General features: G+C 49.3%; 21 protein-coding genes. 6 read left to right on the top strand and 15 right to left on the bottom strand.

Annotation, left to right across the window (positions count from 1 at the left end):
• Positions 1–67: 67 nt before the first annotated feature.
• Together AB9H23_RS04160 and AB9H23_RS04165 are read left to right on the top strand one after the other, a co-directional pair.
• Positions 68–1,231, top strand: coding sequence for a hypothetical protein (locus AB9H23_RS04160; RefSeq protein WP_370005745.1), 1,164 nt, complete (start codon positions 68–70; stop codon positions 1,229–1,231).
• A gap of 4 nt (positions 1,232–1,235) precedes the next feature.
• Positions 1,236–2,228, top strand: a complete 993-nt coding sequence (locus AB9H23_RS04165) for a DegT/DnrJ/EryC1/StrS family aminotransferase (RefSeq protein ID WP_370005748.1) — start codon at positions 1,236–1,238, stop codon at positions 2,226–2,228.
• A gap of 17 nt (positions 2,229–2,245) precedes the next feature.
• On the opposite strand, the gene cgi121 is transcribed toward AB9H23_RS04165, so the two are convergent.
• From cgi121 to AB9H23_RS04190, 5 genes are all read right to left on the bottom strand, one after another.
• Positions 2,246–2,716, bottom strand: coding sequence for a KEOPS complex subunit Cgi121 (cgi121, locus tag AB9H23_RS04170; RefSeq protein ID WP_370005751.1), 471 nt, complete (start codon positions 2,714–2,716; stop codon positions 2,246–2,248).
• Positions 2,717–4,213: a 2-isopropylmalate synthase gene (locus tag AB9H23_RS04175; protein ID WP_370005754.1), complete on the bottom strand. Its 1,497-nt coding sequence runs from the start codon at positions 4,211–4,213 to the stop codon at positions 2,717–2,719. It abuts the gene before it with no gap.
• A gap of 150 nt (positions 4,214–4,363) precedes the next feature.
• Positions 4,364–5,374: a TIGR01177 family methyltransferase gene (locus AB9H23_RS04180; RefSeq protein ID WP_370005756.1), complete on the bottom strand. Its 1,011-nt coding sequence runs from the start codon at positions 5,372–5,374 to the stop codon at positions 4,364–4,366.
• Positions 5,365–6,495: a geranylgeranyl reductase family protein gene (locus AB9H23_RS04185; protein WP_370005758.1), complete on the bottom strand. Its 1,131-nt coding sequence runs from the start codon at positions 6,493–6,495 to the stop codon at positions 5,365–5,367. The genes AB9H23_RS04180 and AB9H23_RS04185 overlap by 10 nt, the downstream gene beginning before the upstream one ends.
• Positions 6,488–7,222 (bottom strand): PH domain-containing protein, encoded by a 735-nt coding sequence (locus AB9H23_RS04190; RefSeq protein WP_370005760.1) that lies wholly within the window; start codon positions 7,220–7,222, stop codon positions 6,488–6,490. Before AB9H23_RS04190 ends, AB9H23_RS04185 begins: the two co-directional genes overlap by 8 nt.
• Positions 7,223–7,360: 138 nt before the next feature.
• Here AB9H23_RS04190 and AB9H23_RS04195 point away from each other — a divergent pair, with 138 nt between their 5' ends.
• Positions 7,361–8,086 carry a UPF0280 family protein gene (locus AB9H23_RS04195; protein ID WP_370005763.1) on the top strand — a complete coding sequence of 242 codons (726 nt, stop codon included), beginning with the start codon at positions 7,361–7,363 and terminating at the stop codon, positions 8,084–8,086.
• Between the two features lie 220 nt (positions 8,087–8,306).
• On the opposite strand, the gene AB9H23_RS04200 is transcribed toward AB9H23_RS04195, so the two are convergent.
• Entirely contained in the window at positions 8,307–9,539 is a 1,233-nt protein-coding gene (locus AB9H23_RS04200) for a proteasome-activating nucleotidase (protein ID WP_013295940.1), read from the bottom strand.
• Between the two features lie 106 nt (positions 9,540–9,645).
• On the opposite strand from AB9H23_RS04200, the gene AB9H23_RS04205 reads away from it, so the two are divergent.
• A complete protein-coding gene (locus tag AB9H23_RS04205) occupies positions 9,646–10,119 on the top strand; it encodes a multiprotein bridging factor aMBF1 (protein ID WP_013295941.1) in 474 nt (157 codons plus the stop codon).
• A 20-nt stretch (positions 10,120–10,139) separates the two neighbouring features.
• On the opposite strand, the gene AB9H23_RS04210 is transcribed toward AB9H23_RS04205, so the two are convergent.
• The 9 genes from AB9H23_RS04210 to nikR all read right to left on the bottom strand — a co-directional run bounded on the left by AB9H23_RS04210 (position 10,140) and on the right by nikR (position 17,733).
• Positions 10,140–10,493, bottom strand: a complete 354-nt coding sequence (locus tag AB9H23_RS04210) for a DUF356 domain-containing protein (protein ID WP_013295942.1) — start codon at positions 10,491–10,493, stop codon at positions 10,140–10,142.
• Positions 10,494–10,514: 21 nt separating this feature from the next.
• Positions 10,515–11,699 carry a hypothetical protein gene (locus AB9H23_RS04215; protein WP_370005941.1) on the bottom strand — a complete coding sequence of 395 codons (1,185 nt, stop codon included), beginning with the start codon at positions 11,697–11,699 and terminating at the stop codon, positions 10,515–10,517.
• Positions 11,700–11,774: 75 nt separating this feature from the next.
• A complete protein-coding gene (locus AB9H23_RS04220) occupies positions 11,775–12,212 on the bottom strand; it encodes a hypothetical protein (RefSeq protein ID WP_300476438.1) in 438 nt (145 codons plus the stop codon).
• Positions 12,213–12,350: 138 nt separating this feature from the next.
• Positions 12,351–13,757 carry a Mur ligase family protein gene (locus AB9H23_RS04225; protein WP_370005768.1) on the bottom strand — a complete coding sequence of 469 codons (1,407 nt, stop codon included), beginning with the start codon at positions 13,755–13,757 and terminating at the stop codon, positions 12,351–12,353.
• A gap of 78 nt (positions 13,758–13,835) precedes the next feature.
• A complete protein-coding gene (locus AB9H23_RS04230) occupies positions 13,836–14,894 on the bottom strand; it encodes a glycosyltransferase family 4 protein (protein WP_370005771.1) in 1,059 nt (352 codons plus the stop codon).
• Positions 14,891–15,967 (bottom strand): ATP-grasp domain-containing protein, encoded by a 1,077-nt coding sequence (locus AB9H23_RS04235; RefSeq protein ID WP_321210820.1) that lies wholly within the window; start codon positions 15,965–15,967, stop codon positions 14,891–14,893. The genes AB9H23_RS04230 and AB9H23_RS04235 overlap by 4 nt, the downstream gene beginning before the upstream one ends.
• 86 nt (positions 15,968–16,053) lie before the next feature.
• Complete coding sequence (gene hycI, locus AB9H23_RS04240) at positions 16,054–16,584, bottom strand: hydrogenase maturation peptidase HycI (RefSeq protein ID WP_370005774.1); 531 nt, start codon at positions 16,582–16,584, stop codon at positions 16,054–16,056.
• Positions 16,550–17,299 carry a methyltransferase domain-containing protein gene (locus tag AB9H23_RS04245; protein WP_370005777.1) on the bottom strand — a complete coding sequence of 250 codons (750 nt, stop codon included), beginning with the start codon at positions 17,297–17,299 and terminating at the stop codon, positions 16,550–16,552. The genes hycI and AB9H23_RS04245 overlap by 35 nt, the downstream gene beginning before the upstream one ends.
• Before the next feature lie 11 nt (positions 17,300–17,310).
• Entirely contained in the window at positions 17,311–17,733 is a 423-nt protein-coding gene (gene nikR / locus AB9H23_RS04250) for a nickel-responsive transcriptional regulator NikR (protein WP_013295950.1), read from the bottom strand.
• A 274-nt stretch (positions 17,734–18,007) separates the two neighbouring features.
• Here nikR and AB9H23_RS04255 point away from each other — a divergent pair, with 274 nt between their 5' ends.
• The gene (locus AB9H23_RS04255) at positions 18,008–18,412 is read left to right on the top strand and encodes an HPP family protein (protein WP_160322753.1); all 405 of its coding nucleotides are present in this window, start codon (positions 18,008–18,010) and stop codon (positions 18,410–18,412) included.
• A gap of 53 nt (positions 18,413–18,465) precedes the next feature.
• Positions 18,466–18,951, top strand: a complete 486-nt coding sequence (locus tag AB9H23_RS04260) for a hypothetical protein (protein ID WP_321210822.1) — start codon at positions 18,466–18,468, stop codon at positions 18,949–18,951.
• The last annotated feature ends 8 nt before the right edge of the window (positions 18,952–18,959 follow it).

An 18,959-nucleotide genomic window follows, 5' to 3' on the forward strand; every position in this document is an offset into this window, starting at 1 on the left:
GTCACATCATTTCATTCAAAAAAACAGATACAGTTCACATATATAATGCTTTAACAGAACATTACTTATGATAAGGTCAAAGTACGCCTTCCTCCAGAGGCTCACCAGGGACCTCAAAATGAGGTCTATAGAGGTGGGAGAGGAGCTTGAGGGGGCCACACCTCCATCGGTTTTCATAGGGAGCTGGAACTACCCCAAGGTCTACGCCGGACCCATGATAGCCCCCATGCAGGGTGAGGTCGAGATATTTGACTCCCCTGAGAGATGGATACCCGAGAGTAAAACACAGGAGGAAATCATAGACTACCGCCTCAACCTCATAAGGGGCAAGCAGCTTGTGGGAGTCAGGGACCTTGATAACCAGCTCGTGGAGAAACTTCAGGAAATATCACTCTCATCAGGGGCCATTGAAAGCGAGGCCCAGTTCAGAAAAAAACCGAGGGGCCTCTTTTTCAGTGAGGAACAGACACCCCACGGCCCCAGCGCAGTCCTTGAAAACTTCGAGATAGAGAACGTTAAATGGGACCGTGAACTTGAAAGGGCCCACTACGACACGGACCTCAAGGCAGGTGAGGCGATAGTAGAACTCCACCGGAAGGGAACCCCATTCTCTGCCATCCAGAAGGCCCTCTCGGTGGGTGCGCTTGGTGATGCCAGGAAAAGGAGGCTGGTCCCCACAAGGTGGTCAATAACAGCCTGCGACAGCACCCTTGCGGACCACTTCCACAGGAGGGTCCTTGAATATGATATCCTGGACACCTACAGGGTCCATGAATTTGAAAGTCTCAAAAACAGATACCTCATACTCCTCACGCCCTCGGAGTGGCAGTATGAATGGATGGAGGCCTTTATAAAGCGTGACGGCCGTGCAATGATATTCTCAGACCATGAAACACTGAAGGGTAAGAGGGAGTACTCAAGGGTTGGTGGCTGCTACTACAGCGCCAGGATGGCTGTCCTCGAGGCCTTGGACAGGGAAGAGAAACAGGCGGGGACCATCATACTCAGGGAGGCCTATCCGGGTTACGTGCCCCTGGGTGTATTCAATGTCAGGGAGAACGTTAAAAACGCCATGAATGTGAAGCCCCATGAGTTCAACAGCCTTAAAGAGGCCCTTGAATTCATGGACAGCAAACTGAAACTTGGACTTGATGCATTCAGAAGAAGGAGCAACCTGCTGCGGGATATCAGTTCTTCAAGGCAGACAACCCTGGACTCATTCTTCAGGTGAGACCATGAATTCAGAAGAAAAGACAGAGATGAGAGAGGATAGTGCCCTCCTGAGACTCAAATTCAGAGAACCATCCCCCGAGACAAAAAGAGCCGTCTGCCACGCCGCCCTTTACGGGGAAATACCGGACCCTGAAAAGAAAATCCGAAAGATCACAGGGCACAGATACGTGAGGATCCTTAGCAGCGGAAATGCCACGATCCTCCTCACAGTATCCCGCCTTGATGGCCCGATCCTCGTACCCGACGAGGGTGGATGGCGGGGCTTTAAGAGGATACCTGAGATCCTTGGCAGGGAAGTTTTCACGGTCAAGACGGAAAGGGGGCTCATTGACCCTGATGTCCTGGAATCACGCCTTGAAGATACAGGTGCCAGGGCACTTTTTGTCACGAGCTTCGCTGGTTATACAGCTGAGCAGCCCATCGCTGAACTCTCAGATATCTGCAGATCCCACGATGCAATCTTGGTTGAGGACGCATCCGGAAGCGTCTCCGACCCCCTTGGAAGGCTCTGCAATGGTAAATACAGCCACATTATAATCGCATCCACTGGCTCCCCAAAAACCGTTAATGCGGGTGGCGGCGGGTTCATCTCAACCTCCATTCCAGAGTTTGCACAGCAGGACATGCTACTGTCTGCCCTCAAGGCGGACCCATATGTGAGGGCTGCTGTTGCCGCCGAACTTGATGTCGCCAAGAGGAATCTCACAGAGACCCTCAGGGCATGCAGTTACCTCAAAGAAAAACTTGAGGGGGCATTCCACCCTGAAAAAAGAGGTATAAATGTTATAGTCCCCTCAAGTACCCCCAGAGAGGATGTCAAGACTCTAAAGAAACTTATAACCGCAGATGGTAGGAGCATCTTCACAGCATGCCCCTCCCCCGACAGGACACTTGAGAGTGCGGTTGCAGTGGAGGTTAAGAACCTGGATGTGGGATGCCTCACCCACGAGAACCTTGAGATGATGGCGGAGATCATCTCCTCAGTTATAATGTGAATTATCCTCCCATACCACTATAAAACCTGGAGCATCGTAGTCCTTTCCATAAGCGCGTTCTCTACTCCAACCGTTTTTACTTCCTCTCCAAGGTCATAGAGGTTTCTGAGATAATCCTCATCAGGTTCAAGGACACCATCATCCCTCTGGAACCGGGAATCAAGGAATTCACGGGCGTCGGTGCCACAGTCAACAAGGATAGCGCAGATCTCCATTTCACCCTCCCTGAGACCTAAAAGTTCAAGGGCCTTGCTTATCTGCCTGGTACCTGCAATACGGAGGCATATCTCAATTCCAGGGTCACTGGAGATATTCTGACCCCTCTCAAAGGCCCTGAGGGCGTGGAGTGCACCATGGAGGGCATGGTCACTCCCTGCAACGGCCCTGGCATCAATAAGCTGGAGTGTGCATGGAAACCCCTTTATCTCATTCAGGAGTTCATCCAGGTCTTCGACGGTTCCACGGTATCCCCTAATATCTATATTCACCTAACCACCCTTCTGATCCTCAGATGCCTCATTTGCAAGGAGCCTGTTAACACCGCTTAGGAAGGCCTCCACACTGGCCATTATGATGTCAGGCTGGGTGCTCCTGGCGCTTATTATCCTGTCACCGTGCCTCAGTTTTATAACAACATCGATGAGGGCATCTGTACCCCCGGTTATGGCGTCCACATGGTACTCCTCAAGGGTGATGTCTGCAAAGTCCTCAAGGCTCTTCTTTATGGCAACTATGGCAGCGTCAACTGGACCAACCCCTATACCTGCCTCAAGGACCTCATTACCGTCCACCTTAAGTTTGACTGATGCTGTGGGCGTCACCCTGTTACCTGAGACTATGGTGACCTCCTCAAGGTCAACAACCTTGTCCTCCATGACCCCCAGAACGTCCTCTGCTATGGCCTGGAGGTCCACGTCGGTGACGCATTTACCCATATCACCCAGTGACTTGACCCTCCTGAATATCTCCATCAGTTTATCCTCATCAACCTTCATTCCAAGTTCATCAAGTCTCTGTCTGAGGGCATGGGTTCCTATGTGTTTGCCCATGACGAACCTTCTCCTGTGGCCAACCATCTCGGGTGTTATGGGTTCATAGGTTTCCGCCTTCTTGAGGACGCCATCTGCATGTATTCCTGATTCATGGGCGAAGGCGTTTTCACCGACTATTGCCTTGTTTGGCTGCAGGTATACCCCGGTCATCCTGGCAACCATCCTGGAGGTCTCATAGAGCATCTCGATGTTGATGTTTGTATCAACATTATAGAGGGATTTGAGTGCAACCACCACCTCCTCAAGGGCTGCGTTACCTGCACGTTCACCTATGCCATTGATGGTTGCGTGGACCTCAGATGCTCCTGCCCTTAAACCGGCCAGGGAGTTTGCAACTGCCAGTCCGAAGTCGTTGTGGCAGTGGACGCTCAGTGGAGCCCCGAGTTCAGAGAGTTCGCCGTAGAATTCATAGGAGCGTTCAGGTGTGAGCATTCCCACCGTGTCACAGGCGCATATCCTCTCTGCCCCTGCATCTATACCCTCACTGAATACCCTTTTGAGGAATTCCATGTCGCTGCGTGTTGAGTCCTCTGCTGAGAGTTCAACCAGGAGCCCGTGGTCAACTGCGTACTCTGTGCAGTCCACCGCCTGTTCAAGGACCTCCTCCCTTGTTTTTCTGAGCTTGTGTTCAAGGTGCAGGTCAGAGGTGGGTACAACAAGGTGCACGCTGTCAACGTTGCAGGAGAGTGCGGCATCTATGTCATCCCTGACAGCCCTTGCAAAGCTGCAGATCTCAGCATTCAGACCCTCTGATGTGATTTTTCTGATACCTTCCCTTTCACCCTCTGATGTGATTGCTGAGCCAGCCTCGATGATGTCAGCACCCAGATCATCGATTTTGAGTGCTATCCTGAGTTTCTCCTCAGGGGTAAGGGAAACCCCTGGTGTCTGTTCTCCATCCCTCAGTGTGGTGTCAAGTACTCTAACCTGCAAATTAATCCCTCTTTCAGGTGTTCAGAAAATAGTTATTTAGATTTTAGTCCCGACACTTATATATGGTTAAGTGTTCAGTTATGTACAGGGGCACCGGTGTAACGAAGTTATCCAATCACTGTCTGGTGAATGGGGACCCCATTAATATCTTTACACAGTTTCAATCACTCTTATAACCCTTGTGAGACTCCTGTGCATCCTCATGGAGTATTTTTCTCTTACTCTGAACCTATCATCAATGAGTCCCTCAAGGTCAAGGTAGTGGGGTGCTGCCATGCATATCACCCCATCCTCTGTAAGATTTGAGTATGCTGAATCCAGAAACTCCCTGTAGAGTTTTTCACTCTTCTCGCCAGCAGTTGATGCTGATATACCGTATGGTGGATCTGTAACTATTGCATTCACCCTTTCATCAAGCCTCAGATCCCTGGCATCTGACCTTATAACCTCAAAATCCGTTATACCATAGTGCTGGAGGTTTTTCCGTGTGCCCTCTACCATCCTCCAGTCTATATCGGCACCGATCACCCTCACACCCATGAGGCCGGCCTCTATGAGTATACCCCCTGTACCACAGAAGGGGTCGAGGAGTCCGTCGCCGGACCTCACACCCGCAAGGTTCACCATGCATCTTGCAAGTTTAGGGCTCATTGAGCCAGGATAGAAGAAGGGTCTTCTGTGGGGTTTGGCCTCGTTGAAGTGATCCTTGCTTATCCCTGCAAGGCGCAGTGTGAGGATGAACCTGTCATCAATGAGGACTGGCCTTACAAGGGTCCAGGGATTCCCAAGGTCAACCTCTGCACCTGTTTTACCCTTTATGATGGCCCCGAGACCTCTCTCAAGTTCCCTGGCGTCAACCTCACCCCTGAGCTTCTTTATCCTTACCGCAAAACTGCCCTTAACATGACTCTTCCAGTCTATTTTCTCTGCTGTCCCTTCAATCTCATCGGTGGTGGAGTATCCGATGACCCTGCAGATTTCATGGGCGTATGCAAGCCTCCCCTTAAGGATTTTCCATGTTAATGATGGAGCATCCAGAATCACATATCCCCTTCCATCCTCAATTAAACTGAATTCTACACCCTCTGACCTCAGAACAGATCTAAGTTCAGCAGATGGGAGTTCAGGGTGTTCCTGTGAGAGTATAACCATTATTTCCATATTCTGCCCACCTTCCTTGAGAGGATGGATGGTATTATCCTGAAGAGCAGGCCCCTCTTAAGGAATTCCCTTATGAGTGGTGTCTGTATGTCCATGTCCCCGTACCTCGATATTATCTCCTCTGCACCGTACTCCTTCATCTTGAGGAAGATATGGTCGAGGTCCTCATCAGACAGTATCCTGAAGGTCCTCTGCACCCTCATCTGGTTCTTCATCTCACCCATATAGAGCTTCCTGCAGGCTTCCTGGTAGTTCTCAAGTAGCCCAATATCCTCCTCAAGTGCCATCTGTATGGTCTCTGCTGCCACGTGGGCCGCCCTAGACGCCAGAACTATGCCTCCACCTGTTGTGGGTTTTACCTGTCCTGCGGCATCACCTATCCTGATGCATCTTCCCCTTACAAGTTCCGCATCAGGGTTGGGTTGCGGGATGAATCCATGGTAACTCTCCATGATCCTGAAATCTGTGCTGAGGTCTGAAATGAAACCCTTAATAAGGTCCTTAAGATTTTTCTGGGGTCCGAATGCACCCACACGGGCTGTTCTCTCATCAAGGGGTATTCTCCAGAGGAAACCAGGTGATAGATGTGAGTCGACCCTGAGGTCAACAAAGTCTGTGTCCATTTCCTGGTCCCTGAACCTCACCAGGACCTGCCTTGCCGGGTACTTGTTGCAGACAGCGACCTGCCCCCTTGCATCCACCAGCACAGTGGCCTTAAGAGTTCCTCCATTCACCTCCACCTCGCCGGTGGCCTCACTGAAGTCCCTGACGGCTGTCCCTGTTCTTATCTCAGCCCCTGCTTCGCCTGCAAGGTCTGCGAGGTACCTGTCATAGGCTGTCCTGTCAATCACATGGGCCTCGGGCCTCTTCTTGGAAACCCTGAGTTTTATGCCTGATGGTGAATGCAGCACCGCACCCCTTACACTGTTCAGTATAAAATCATCTGGGAGCACATTTGCCTCAGTTATTCTGTGGGATATAAGTCCTGCGCACTGTAGGGGAATCCCTATTATTTTTTTCCTGTCAAGGACCCCCACAGTGAATCCCCTCCTGGCAGTGAGCCTTGCGAGTGTTGAACCTGCGGGACCGGCGCCCATAATGATTACATCGTAGTCAGTCATCCCTGCCCTCCTCTCTGAACCTCTTAAATTTCCGTGAATGTCTCTCCATTATGGACTCTTCACCACCTTCCTCTTCACTGTAGGATTCTTTAAGAGTGTTTTCATCATTTTCGCCTGTATCCTCCCAGAATTGTGGGTCTGCAAATCCCCGTCCTTCACGTCTTTCTAATGAGAGTTCCCTTAGTATCTCCTCTGCCTCATCCACTGCCCTTTCCCCGGTGAACCTGTTAATGTGGTACTCGATCCTGGCCGGGGATGGGGCATCCTCAAGGATTATGTGGGTATCCTCGTGGCCGCCATGAATCTTTATATCCGCAGAGTCCAGGAGCCTCTCCATGAGCCCCTGTGAGAAGGATACGTCCACTATCTTGCTGTGGTTTATGTAGAACCTCCTCTTCCTTAAAACTCCACTCTCAACTATAACCCTGTGGTCGGTGATTATGTAGCGCCTGCTCCTCCAGGAGATCACATCCCAGAGCACACTGAGCACCAGTAGGATAAAAACCGCAGTTAAAATCCAGACTACCTTTTCTGCAACCGTGAAACCGTACCTCACTATGAGGACATTATCAAGGTCCCCTGCAAATTTAACCGCTGCTGGAAAGATGTATATGATGAGTGCAAGGAACAGGATTTTTATGATGGATGACTTCGAGTTGAGGATGAACCGTGGCCCCGTCTCATATAGAACCCTTTCACCCGGATATAATCTCTCCCTGCCAAACATGTTATCACAGTGAACTTACATAGTGATTAAAAGGAGTTAACTTCAATGTACATTAATTGTTTGCATGTGTTTTTATATCTAATGGTTGATTCAGAACAGAACTTCAAGGATTAATCATGCATCAGGGGCGCTGATTAGATGACAGCAGAGAATATAAACATCGGGGAAACCCATATAAAACTCAGAACTGACATCAGGGATCATGGACTTGCTGGTTTTATTTTGGGGGAGAGAATGAAACTCATAGATCACATTCGAAGAAATCATGAGTTTTTAACATCCCTTGAACCCATCCATGTGAAGGAGGGGCCCCTGATAGTGAGGATGATGTCCCGTGCCTCAAGGAAGGCAGAGGTGGGACCCATGGCGGCTGTGGCAGGAACAATAGCCCAGCTCTCCCTCATGCACCTCATGGGCTTCGGCTCAAGGTGCAGTATAGTGGACAATGGTGGGGACATTGCCCTCGTGAACAACCGTAAGGTTACCGTGGGGCTTTATGCAGGTTCATCACCACTTTCAGGGAGAGTGGGTTTTCTCCTGAAGCCGGGTGCCCCCAGGGGTATATGCACGTCCTCGGGTACAGTGGGTCACTCCATAAGCTTTGGGAGGGCCGACTCCGTGACCGTATTCGCATCTGAGGCCAGTACCGCAGATGCACTTGCAACATCAATAGCCAACAGTGCGGATGGCCCCGATGATAGATCCTCTGTTGAGAGCGCGCTTGAGAGGGCTGATGACTTTCGTGAGCACTTCAGGGGGGTCATGGTTGTTGTGGGTGAGCATGCGGGCACGGTGGGAAAGATACCAAAACTCGTAATGACTGATAGAAAAGCCGTGCTCTCAGACCTCTGGGAAGAAGTCTAACTTAGCATCCTAAAACTAAAAAACGTACTTTTAGACCCTATAAATAAACCAATGAAGTCCAATCTATCCTAAAAACTAAAAAAAGTACTTTCTGACCCCAGAAATAAATCTAACTGATAATCAGCTAATTGATAGAAAAAGATAAAGGTTACAGCCTCAGATCGCCCATCATTCATCACCTATTCAGAGCTCATAGGGTTCATCACAGGCTGCAGTGCATTTAACCGAACATTACGCCGGTTTCCTGCTTGTATTCCTCTTCCTTCTCGACACCCATTATCTTATCAACGGCGTCCATGAAGTCATTCATCGTGACCTCATCACGTTCCTCCCTTATGGCGAACATACCTGCCTCTGTACATATCGCCTTGAGGTCCGCGCCGGATGCGCCGTCTGTGATCCTTGCAAGGAGTTCAATGTCAACCTCCTCTGCAAGGGCCATTCCAGATGTGTGTATCTTGAGTATCTCCCTCCTGCCGTCCTCATTTGGCAGTGGAACCTCAATGAACCTGTCAAATCTTCCAGGCCTGAGGAGTGCAGGATCCAGGATGTCTGGCCTGTTGGTTGCAGCGACTATACCAACGTTACCCCTGGATTCAAAACCATCAAGCTCTGCAAGGAGCTGCATTAGTGTCCTCTGAACTTCCCTGTCACCGCTTGTTGAACTCTTGAGTCTCTTGGCTGCCACAGCGTCAATTTCATCTATGAATATTATGCTGGGGGCCTTCTCCTTGGCCAGTTCAAAGACTCCCCTCACCAGCCTTGCACCCTCACCTATGTACTTTCTGACGAACTCTGATGCAACTATCTTTATGAAGGTTGCGTTGGTTTCATGTGCAACTGCCTTTGCAAGGAGTGTTTTACCTGTACCCGGGGGTCCATAGAGCAGTACACCCTTTGGTGGTTCTATACCTATCTTTTCAAATAGTTCAGGTTTTTTAAGTGGTAATTCCACTGTCTCCTTGACCTCACGTACCTGTTCCTCGAGGCCGCCTATCTGCTCGTAGGAGACGTCAGGTTTTTCTTCAACTTCCATACCCGTTACCACGGGATCCTTCTCTGATGGAAGCACGTCGACTATGCTGAATGTCTGCTGGTTGAGTGCAACCCTGGCACCTGGCTCCAGCTGCTTCTTATCAATGAATCTTGAATAGTTTATTACGAAGTGAGGGCCTGTGCTGCTCTTAACTGCGACCCTGTGATCATCAAGAACCTCTGTGATGGTGGCTATGACCAGTGGCGGGGTTCTGAATCTTTCAATCTCACCACGGAGAGATTTAACCTCCCTGTCAAGCCTTGTCTTTTCATTTTCAATTAAAAGTTTATCCTTCTCAAGTTTTCTGATCTTCCACATCAGATTCCTTTTTGTCTTGGAATTCTCCTCTTTAAGCATTCTAATTTCTTTTTTGAGGTCCTCAATCTTTTTTAATACATTCTGGGAGTTATTTTCCATGATTTTAGAACACTCCTATTTAAATTTTGTTGTATACTATCTTGTTTCTAGTAATATTTAAATATTGGGGTGAGATAAAACTAGTATAAAATAAAAAGGGATCTTCATGAGATGCGAGATTTGCGGCAAAAAGATTGTTGGAAAACCTGTGAAGACCAAAATCGACAGTTCAGTGATGGATGTATGCAGAGAATGCTCTAAGTTCGGTAAAATCATCAGGGAACCTTCCAGACCAAGACCCACCAAGGCGGGTGTTAGGAGAGCCCCTAAGAGGTCAAGGAGGCCAATGGAAACCCTATATGAGGTTGTTGAGGGTTACGGTGAGATCATAAGGGCTGAGAGAGAGTCCCGGGGATGGTCAAGGGAGGATCTCGCAGAGAGAATCAATGAGAAGGTCTCAGTCATAAACAGGATTGAATCTGAGAGAATGGAACCCGACATCAAACTTGCAAGGAAACTCGAGAAGCTCCTTAAAATAAAGATCCTGGAGAAATTCGAGGCCGGTGAAGAGGAAAGGATTGAGGTTGGAGGGTTCCGCGGAGCAACCATAGGTGATATAGCAAGAATAAAAAGGGGTTGAATGATTCCCCCTGTGGACACTCACCTCTTTTTATATGAATAATAACCCTTGAGGACCTTCAGAGTGCCGAACATTTCCCTGAGGTCCTCATATTCATCATATTCGCTGCTCACAACAATTATGTGGGCCGGTGGATGTATCCTCCTCACAGCCATTATGGTCTCTGTATCACCCTCCTCAACCTCAACTGCAGCTGCAACCCTGGATCTGGTCCTGAGGTTACCTCCAAGTATGGATGCTGCCATTTTATCTGCGATTTCATGTTTCATTATTCGGGGCCTGCCCCTTACCCTCAGGCCAGCATGTCTTTCAAGATCCGCAAGGGCATTCAGGATCTTATCTCTGCTATCAGCCCTTAATATTATTAGAGACACATTAACCACTTTTTAATGGATTTAAACCCTTCTGAATGAACTTATCAGGCTGCTCCTGAAGAGTACCAGGAGTACCATCACAAAGCCCAGGGCGGTCTGTATGTTGCCCAGGAGATCCAGAAGATTTGAACTTACAGGCAGCTCCATTGGTGGTGCTGTCCGATCGTCTGGTAGTGGTGTGTAGTAGACACCAACCGCCCTTGAACTTGGTTTGACGTTTATGTCCTTGGGTTCAACGTAGTTCACCCCCACAAGGAAGCCGTTCTTTATTGCCCTGTTTATGGATCTTGCTATGGCCTCTGCACTGTAACCATTCTTTCTGACCGATGCCCTCACAATCTCCTGGGTGGTCTGCACAACACCTGCCTCCTCTGTTCCGTAAACCGAAACTGAAACAGAGCCGTTGGTCACTGTAATGGCGTCCTTAAGGGCTTCGTATGCATAGATCACCCTGAGTTTACTTCCATCAATCGGGCAGACCTGATAGCTTTCGGCTGCAGGGTAACCTATGCTCCATCCGCACTCATCGCATACCTTGACGTAGGGCTCATCCATTGGATAACCCGTCTCATTGAGGTTCTCAGGGGTGAACATGTCCCCTGTGGATACCCCTGAAACGAGGTTCACTGCACCACCACCGTATTTTTCACCTGCGTCCTTTGAAACCTCCTCAAAGACCTTCCCAACTATGTAGGTGGCTGAATAACCATCCCTTATCATCTTACCTATGTTCACCGCTGTCTCCTGGCGCACCCTCGTTGCGGTACCATACTTGGGGTTACCATGTGTGTTCCTGAGGTGTATTATTGCACCCTTCTTCCCTGGTGGGAGGACAGCAAGGCCTCCTGAGTATGGTGTCACCGTTATTGTACCATCATTCTCCACGATAACCACATAGGCATCGAAGGATCCGCCAACAGCCGCACCCATACCCGGGCCTCCGCACATGACCCTGATCCCCGGGTAACTGTTTGCTGCTGATGCAGCCTCCGCAGCTGTGGCCCCATTCTCAAGGCGGTTTATAACATCCATTATCGCCATCAGCCTCGGTATGGACTCACCTTCACCCCCAGAGAGGACAGCGAATCGTTTCTCCTTGGACATGAGAAACGTGGACTGGAACATGTTCTGTGCAAAGGACATACTCCCTGCTGCTGCGCCGTTGGGGTCCACACCTGTTGGGTCCGTGATTACGATGACGTTCATCGTGGCGGATACCGGACCTATGAGAAGGTTGAATATGAATATCAGGGCGATTAACTTTGAGATTTTATGCACCAGTTACCCTCCTGTTCTGTTAGTGATTTTAACTGTTGAAAAGTCCTCGATGACATTAACCGTCACTATACCCGTTCTGGTGTCCACCTTCACATCTGCAGCCGCTATTGGCGTGACACGTGTACCTGGAATTGTTGTTCTTTTAACAAATTTCTCCGCGTTTTCTATTGCCTCGCTCAGCGGAACCTTCCTCTTGGATGTTACAAGTATATCCCCCTTTATGTAGCTCCCTGGTCTGAATCCGGCAGCATAAACGTTTGTCTTTATGGATGAGAGTGGGACTATATCGTTACCCTTCACTATGACACCCGCTATTGGAACCCCCCCTGTATCCTCCATTGAGGAGGCATAGGCAAGGTATGTCATAACGCGCCCCGATAGGATGAGTATGAAGGCAAGGAGGAGTATCACAAGCGTGTCCCTTCTGATCTTTATGAGCATTACACTTCACCTTTAAACTGCACTTTCTTACAGTTACTGAATATTAATTCTTGGCTCAAGGTTTATAAAGATTGAGCAGCATGAGATGGTGCTGGATTGGTATGCTGATAAGATATCCGGCACCCCTAAAAGGTTGGTTCAGGAGTTTTTACCGGTTAAATCTGCTATAACCTCCGTTGCAGGGTCCATTCCCTGGGCCCCAAGGAGGAGAACCGTATCACTGGGCTTTGCATTTTCCAGGACTCTTCTGAGTGCGTCCCTCAGATTTTCGATATGGGTATACCTTATCCCATTCTCGTCCAGAACACCGAGGAAGACTCTCCTCTCGTTTTCAAGGACCCTGTTCTGCTCATCAACAAGGTCGCTGCTTGATGTTATCACGAGTTCAACATCAAGGTCCTTCACTGAGTCTGCCAGGGCCTCTGCATTCATGATGTTGATGTCCTCTCCCCTGGATCCCCTTATGGCATTCACAACCCAAAGCCTTCCATTGAGGTCAGAGGCCGCGCTTTTAACCGTTGCCCTTATGCCATCCGGGTTGTGGGCGAAATCGTCAATGACCCTGGGATTATCCATGAGAAGAGTGAATCTCCTCTTAAGTGGCCTGTAAGTTTTAACACCCATCCTCACATCCTCATATGAGAATCCCAGTTCCAGTGCTGCTGTGACCGCTGCAAGGGTGTTCTGTATGAAGTGTTCACCGGTGAATGGGAGTTCATCTGTCTGAATTACAAGATCGTCTCCACAGTAGATGCCATCCCCAGTGTACCTTACAGTTCCATGGGATCCGTAGAAGACCGTCCTCAGGAGGGGGTTAACATCTGCCATTGCCCTGACCCTCTCATCATCAGAGTTCAGTACAGCAACCCCTGAATTAACTGCCCTTAGGGCTCCTGAAACCTCCCTGAAGACGTCATCCACCGATTCAACGAGTCCTATGTGGTCCATTGCAACGTTGGTTATGACAACCATCTCTGGCTGGATAGCTGAGGTCATGAGGTGGGCGTGGTCTCTCATAACCCTTCCAAGCCAGCCCTGAACCTCTGAAACCTCAATGACCATGAATTCCAGCTGCTCCATGCTGGCAGCCTCTGCTATCTGCTGTGCAACAACGGGGTCAATGAGTGTGTTGAACTCTGACCTTGAATCTGTATTTGTGTAGGATGACCTGCCGGCTGTGGTTATGATGTGGTTGATCATGTGGGTGGTGGTTGATTTCCCGTTGGTCCCGGTTACAGCTATCCTCCGGGAGGAGGATGCAAACCTGTTTATCGTCCATGATAGCGCAAGGGCATTTGCGATTTCAATCCTATCAACAAGGATGATGGGTACATCCATGACCGGGGCATCGGACCTCAAATCCTGGGTTATTATGGCTGCCACGCCCCTTTCGGAGGCAATCTGAATACCCCTATCGTCGATCCAGTGCCTTATAACAATGTCACCTTCCTCTGCAGCCCCCAGGGTTGTGAATTTACCCCTGAACTCCCCTCCACTTCCCAGGAGTTTTCCTGAAACCCTCTCTGCGATTTCCTCGATGTCCATCTTATCCACCATCCTCTGAAGTTTCTGATGACAGGGACGGTGATGTTGAGAGCTCCACAATATCCATACCATCCACCATCAGAATGTGAACCCGCTTAGGTAGAGTCCGAGACCACAGACAGCCGCGGTTATCAGCCAGTAGAGTAGTACTATCCTCCTCTCGGACATTCCACGGTAGTGGAGTGTGTGGTGCAGTGGCTCCACAGGTAGCCTGATGACTCCTGCACGGTGAAGGAGGCTGATTATAACTGAGACCACAGGGACAGCTATGGCGAGAACACCGAAGTACACCGTATCTGTGAGCATCACCGCCGTTGCATAGCCAGCCCCAAGGGCAAATGAACCTGTGTCCCCCATGAATATGCTGGCAGGGTGCCTGTTGAAGACAAGAAACCCTGCAGAGATCCCTGCAAGAACCACGAATGGAAGCGCGGCTGCAGATAATCCCAGGAGCAGTGCACATGATAGGGAGGCTATGAGCATTATCCCTGAGGCCATACCATCCATACCATCGATAAGGTTGACCGCGTTGATGGCACCCACCATCCCCCCGATAACAATGGGTGCCGCTGCAAGACCCAGATTGAATCCTCCAAGTTTGGTGACAGCGCCACCAATAACAAGGAATACCCCTATCATGAGCTGGGCGAGTATCTTCTCACCCTCACTCACCTCGCTCTTTATGGGTGCCTCACCCACCACCTCAACAAGCCCCCTCTCCAGGAGCTCCTCCACATCCCTTTTTGCCTTATCTGTGGCCGCCCTTGCCTCCTCCCCTGGCTTCAGCACCAGCTGACCAACCTCAAGGGGACCTTCAGATACGTTCCTGATTATCTTCTGGACCTCCTTAACCTTAAGTCCAATGAGGTCGTCGAGGAGTCCCACAATGGCAGATGTGAGGATTATGAGGGCTGTAAGGACAAGGTATGGGTTGTTGCGGTAGATGATGGTTACAAGAAGCACTGCAAGAAGCATGCCAAGGCCCCCCATTGTGGGTGTCCCTGCCTTGTGGCTGTGCTCTGTAACTATTGGCCTGTCCCCGATACCCGCACTTCTCAGAACGTTCCTTATAAAGAGTGTGAAGGCCGCTGACGCGGCGGCACTTATAATGAATGCTGTTAATCCAATCTCCATCATATCACCCTGATTCTCTTCATGATCAGATCAAGCTTCTCCATATTATCAGCCCTTGCTGTGAGTCTCATATGATTCTGAGGCCCGTGCAGCAACCACTTTACCCCCTCAGGCATTAATGATTCAATATTCCCTGGATTGCCCAGTGGTATCTCCACCGCATGGTAATTCTCTCTTTTAAGTTTATTGGGGTTCCAGTCCCCAATTGCCATGTCCACAAGGCTGTGCATTGGATTTATTCCTGTGGCGGCCTCGGAGATGTACCTTGTACCGCTGGGCCTTGTGTTGACCTCTATAGCATAGAGGATGCCCTCCTTGGAGAGTATCATGTCAACGTCCGTGTTCCCCTCGGCTCCAAGGAGTTCAGTTATCCTGGAGGCCATTCTAAGGGCCTCATCTCCACTGAAACCCTCAATGACTGAGGGGGCCCTCTTAACCTTCCCCAGTGGGTGGATTCCCTCTGTACTTGTGGGGCCCTTGTCCACAGCCACAAGGGGGAATGTTTGCCCATCCCAGCGGAGGACCTCCACTGAGATCTCAACTCCCTGTATGTATTCCTCCATGATTGCAGAGTCATGGGAGCTGAGGTATTCATCCACATCAGTATATGAAGATGCAACCTTTATGTTTGATCCCCCCTGCCCCTCCCTCTGTTTAAGGACTGTGGGGAACCCCTTTACCTCATCTGCACTCCCTATCAGAGCATAGCCCGGTGTGTTTATACCATTTTCAGTGAAGAACTCCTTGGTTTTGAGTTTATCTGTGGAGATTTCCGCCGCCCCTTCGCCAGAGGCAACCACTGGAATCCCGTAACTCTCCTCAAGTTCCGTCTTAAGCCTGGCGACGTCCCTCAGGGGACCGTCGACACCGATGAGGGGTACAACTGCGTCAACATCCTCCCTCAGTGCAATTTCCAGGGGTGCCTCCATACCACGGGGCACTATGAAGCAGGAGTCTGCGAGTTCAAGGTTGGGTGCCTCTGGATTTGACTCTGAGAGTATTGTGGTAACTCCCCTTGATGAGGCGTAGTCTGCAACGTCATTGAATAGCCTTGAGCCAATGAATAGGATCCTCATGTTATCACTTAAAAATCAAGAACTGATTTACTGTTTGGGAAGCTATTATAAATAATTTAATACCCTTTAAGTTGGGAGGCTATGATCTAGATCTGGTTTAAATTAGAGGGGCTCTTCTCACAGGATGCCTCATCGATTGCCGAGAGGAGTAAATCCCTGAGTTCATATGCAGCCCCCCTGACCCTTTCAGATAGTTCCATTCCAAATTCAAGGTTTTCTGGCTGAACCCCTATCAGGGTTATCCTGCAGTTACCATGCTCCTCAAGGTACCTCAGCAGGAATGAAAGGGGCATGGCGTGGGTGGAGATGCTGTACTCTGCTATCCTCTCCCTATCAATCAGCATGATGGTCCCTGGCTCTTCACCCATCTCCACCGCGTCCACTATGATGATGTGGCTGGGCCTCTCTGACCTTATCATCCCTGTGAAGTTTTCAGGGACTGTACCTGCATTTATGATCAGATGGCCCCTTTCACTCACATCCCCGGATATGATTGATGCGAGGTATGGTCCGAATCCATCGTCGGACCTCAGTTCATTTCCAACTGTAAGTACAAGGAGCCTTCTGCAGCCTTTCAGAAATTCACTTAAGTTCTGCCTTAACTGAATCAAGACCACCGCCCATCGTGTATGAGAGCTTCACCCTGAAATCATCCTCCTCAAGGGTATCACCCAACGGTATGAGGAGCGGGGGGTTCATCATGGGTGTTGGGCCACAGATTATATTCTCTGCAGGGACTGTGAAGGAGGTTATTCTTATGGCGTTGAAGGAGCCCGATGCCACAAGTTTCAGGATTCCTCTGAACTTTTCAGGTATCCTCCCCCTGAAATCAATCCTATCATAGACATATAGAGGACCCGATGAGGGGGCTGTGATGTTTTCATCATAGGATATGCTTCCGCCTTTCATTAAAACAGGCTCCACCGCATTTATAACCGAGGCGGGTATGACGCTCCCTCCATCCTTAAGAAATCTGAGGGCCCTCTTTAAAACAGGGACCTGCTCCTCATCTATTAGTGCAGTGTCAAGCATTTCACAGATGATTGTATCTGCCTTCTCACCGAACTCATATTCTAGGGCCTCCTCATTTACAACCGTAACATTCTCAAGATCAGAGAGATTTTCCCTTGCACATGCCGCTATTCTGGGGTCCCTTTCAATTGCAATGACATGATCTGCGTATTCTGATGCAAAGAATGAGAGGATGCCGCTTCCAGCTCCAAGATCATAGGTGAGCCCCCGGGCAGTGGAGGCTATTGCCTCATGGAATGCTGAAAGGCGTTCATGGTCCCGCAGGAGGTGCTGGTGATACGCTGTGACCCTGAATTTCATCTGATCCTTGCCTAGTGCTCATGCTCCACTTTCTGTTCTGTTGATGTGCTTGTGAGCCTTACGTGTTCAACACCCTTGAGCCTCATCATCTTCTCTGTGAGCTCACGGATCTTTGAGACGTCACCCTTGACAACGATCACCTCAAGGCAGTGCTTCTCTGTCATGTGCACATGCATAACCGCATTGATGTATTCACGGTAGTCGTGCTGAATATCCGCAAGGTCCTCCATGACACCGGTGTAGTGGTGGTCATAGATAACTGCAATTATACCGATTCGCTCTCCTTCCATTTCATTCATCCACTGGTACCTGACAATGTAGTCCTTGAGGGCATCCCTTATACCCTTGGACCTTGACTGGTAACCACGGTCCCTTAAAACTTCATCAAACTCATTCAGCAGCTTTTTTGGTAGAGACATGCTTATTCGCATCATGGCTATTACCCCACAAGTAATTTTATATGAATTTATGATAGTATTAATCTAAAGTCATATTTAAACTTTGTTTGGCATGCAGTATTGTCTGTATGAAACAATCAGTTATTACATGAATAATTAACCTGAATATTTAAAGGCATCGGAATGAAGCCCAGCTCCAACTCCATTGGACATGCATGGTATCCCGCGCCTGAAGGTGCAGATGGAACAACAAAACATAAAAAGATGCCCCATCATAATATTATCAGTGGAGTTTTTTGAGGGATTATCAATGAAAGTTAAAGAAGCAATGAACCCCGAGATAATAACGGTGAGCCCCGAGACAAGGCCCCTTGAAGCCTTTGAAAAGATGTACAAACACGGTGTGAGAAGACTCTTCGTGCTTGATGAGGAAGATAAACCCGTTGGCGTTGTATCCTACACAGACCTCATAGGGGTCCTCGGTTCAATAAAACCCGACAGCGACCACCCTGAAAGGGACCTCAAGGTGAGGGACATCATGGTGGATGAGGTGATAACCATCTCAGCCGACGACAACATAGAGGACGCCGCCAACCTCATGCTGAGGGCCGATATTTCAGGTCTCCTTGTGCTGGAGGACGATAAACCTGTCGGGGTAATAACAAAAACAGATATCTGCCGGCTGGTTGCAGCAGAAATACTGGTACCCTCCTGATTCAGAGTTGCAGCAGAAGTGTTTTCTGATCATTCTTACAGAGGAGGTAACCCTTGAAGATTATAACAAGAAAGGAGAACATGGTCTACAGGGAAATACGGTACATGCAGCTTGATCTCAACGCCCCTGTATCCGAGGAGATGCTTAAGAGGAACCTTGACCTCCCTGAACACGAATACCATGACATAGCAGCGAGCCTTGAGAAAAAAGGGCTTATATCAAGAGAAAACGGGAGGATAGCTGCTGAGAACCCTGATGAAGATGTGCAGGTAATGGAAAGTCAGGAGGAAGTCCGGGAAGCCGAGCTGAACCAGATAGAGGAGAAAACCCTGAAGACCATTAAGGAACTTGGAGGTGGAGGACCTGTTCCCCGTTACCTCCTTGAGGGCCACCTCCTCTATGGTCCCCTGGGGCTCAGCACAAGGCGCATGTACAACGTACTCCTTTCACTTGAAAATAAAAAACTCATAGAGATGGTGGTGCTGGATGACGGGGAATATTACCGCCCCTCAGCCCCCCATGATATGACCAGCAGCTGAACCATCAT

The organism is Methanothermobacter sp. KEPCO 2, from assembly GCF_041228365.1.
GTDB lineage: Archaea > Methanobacteriota > Methanobacteria > Methanobacteriales > Methanothermobacteraceae > Methanothermobacter > Methanothermobacter marburgensis.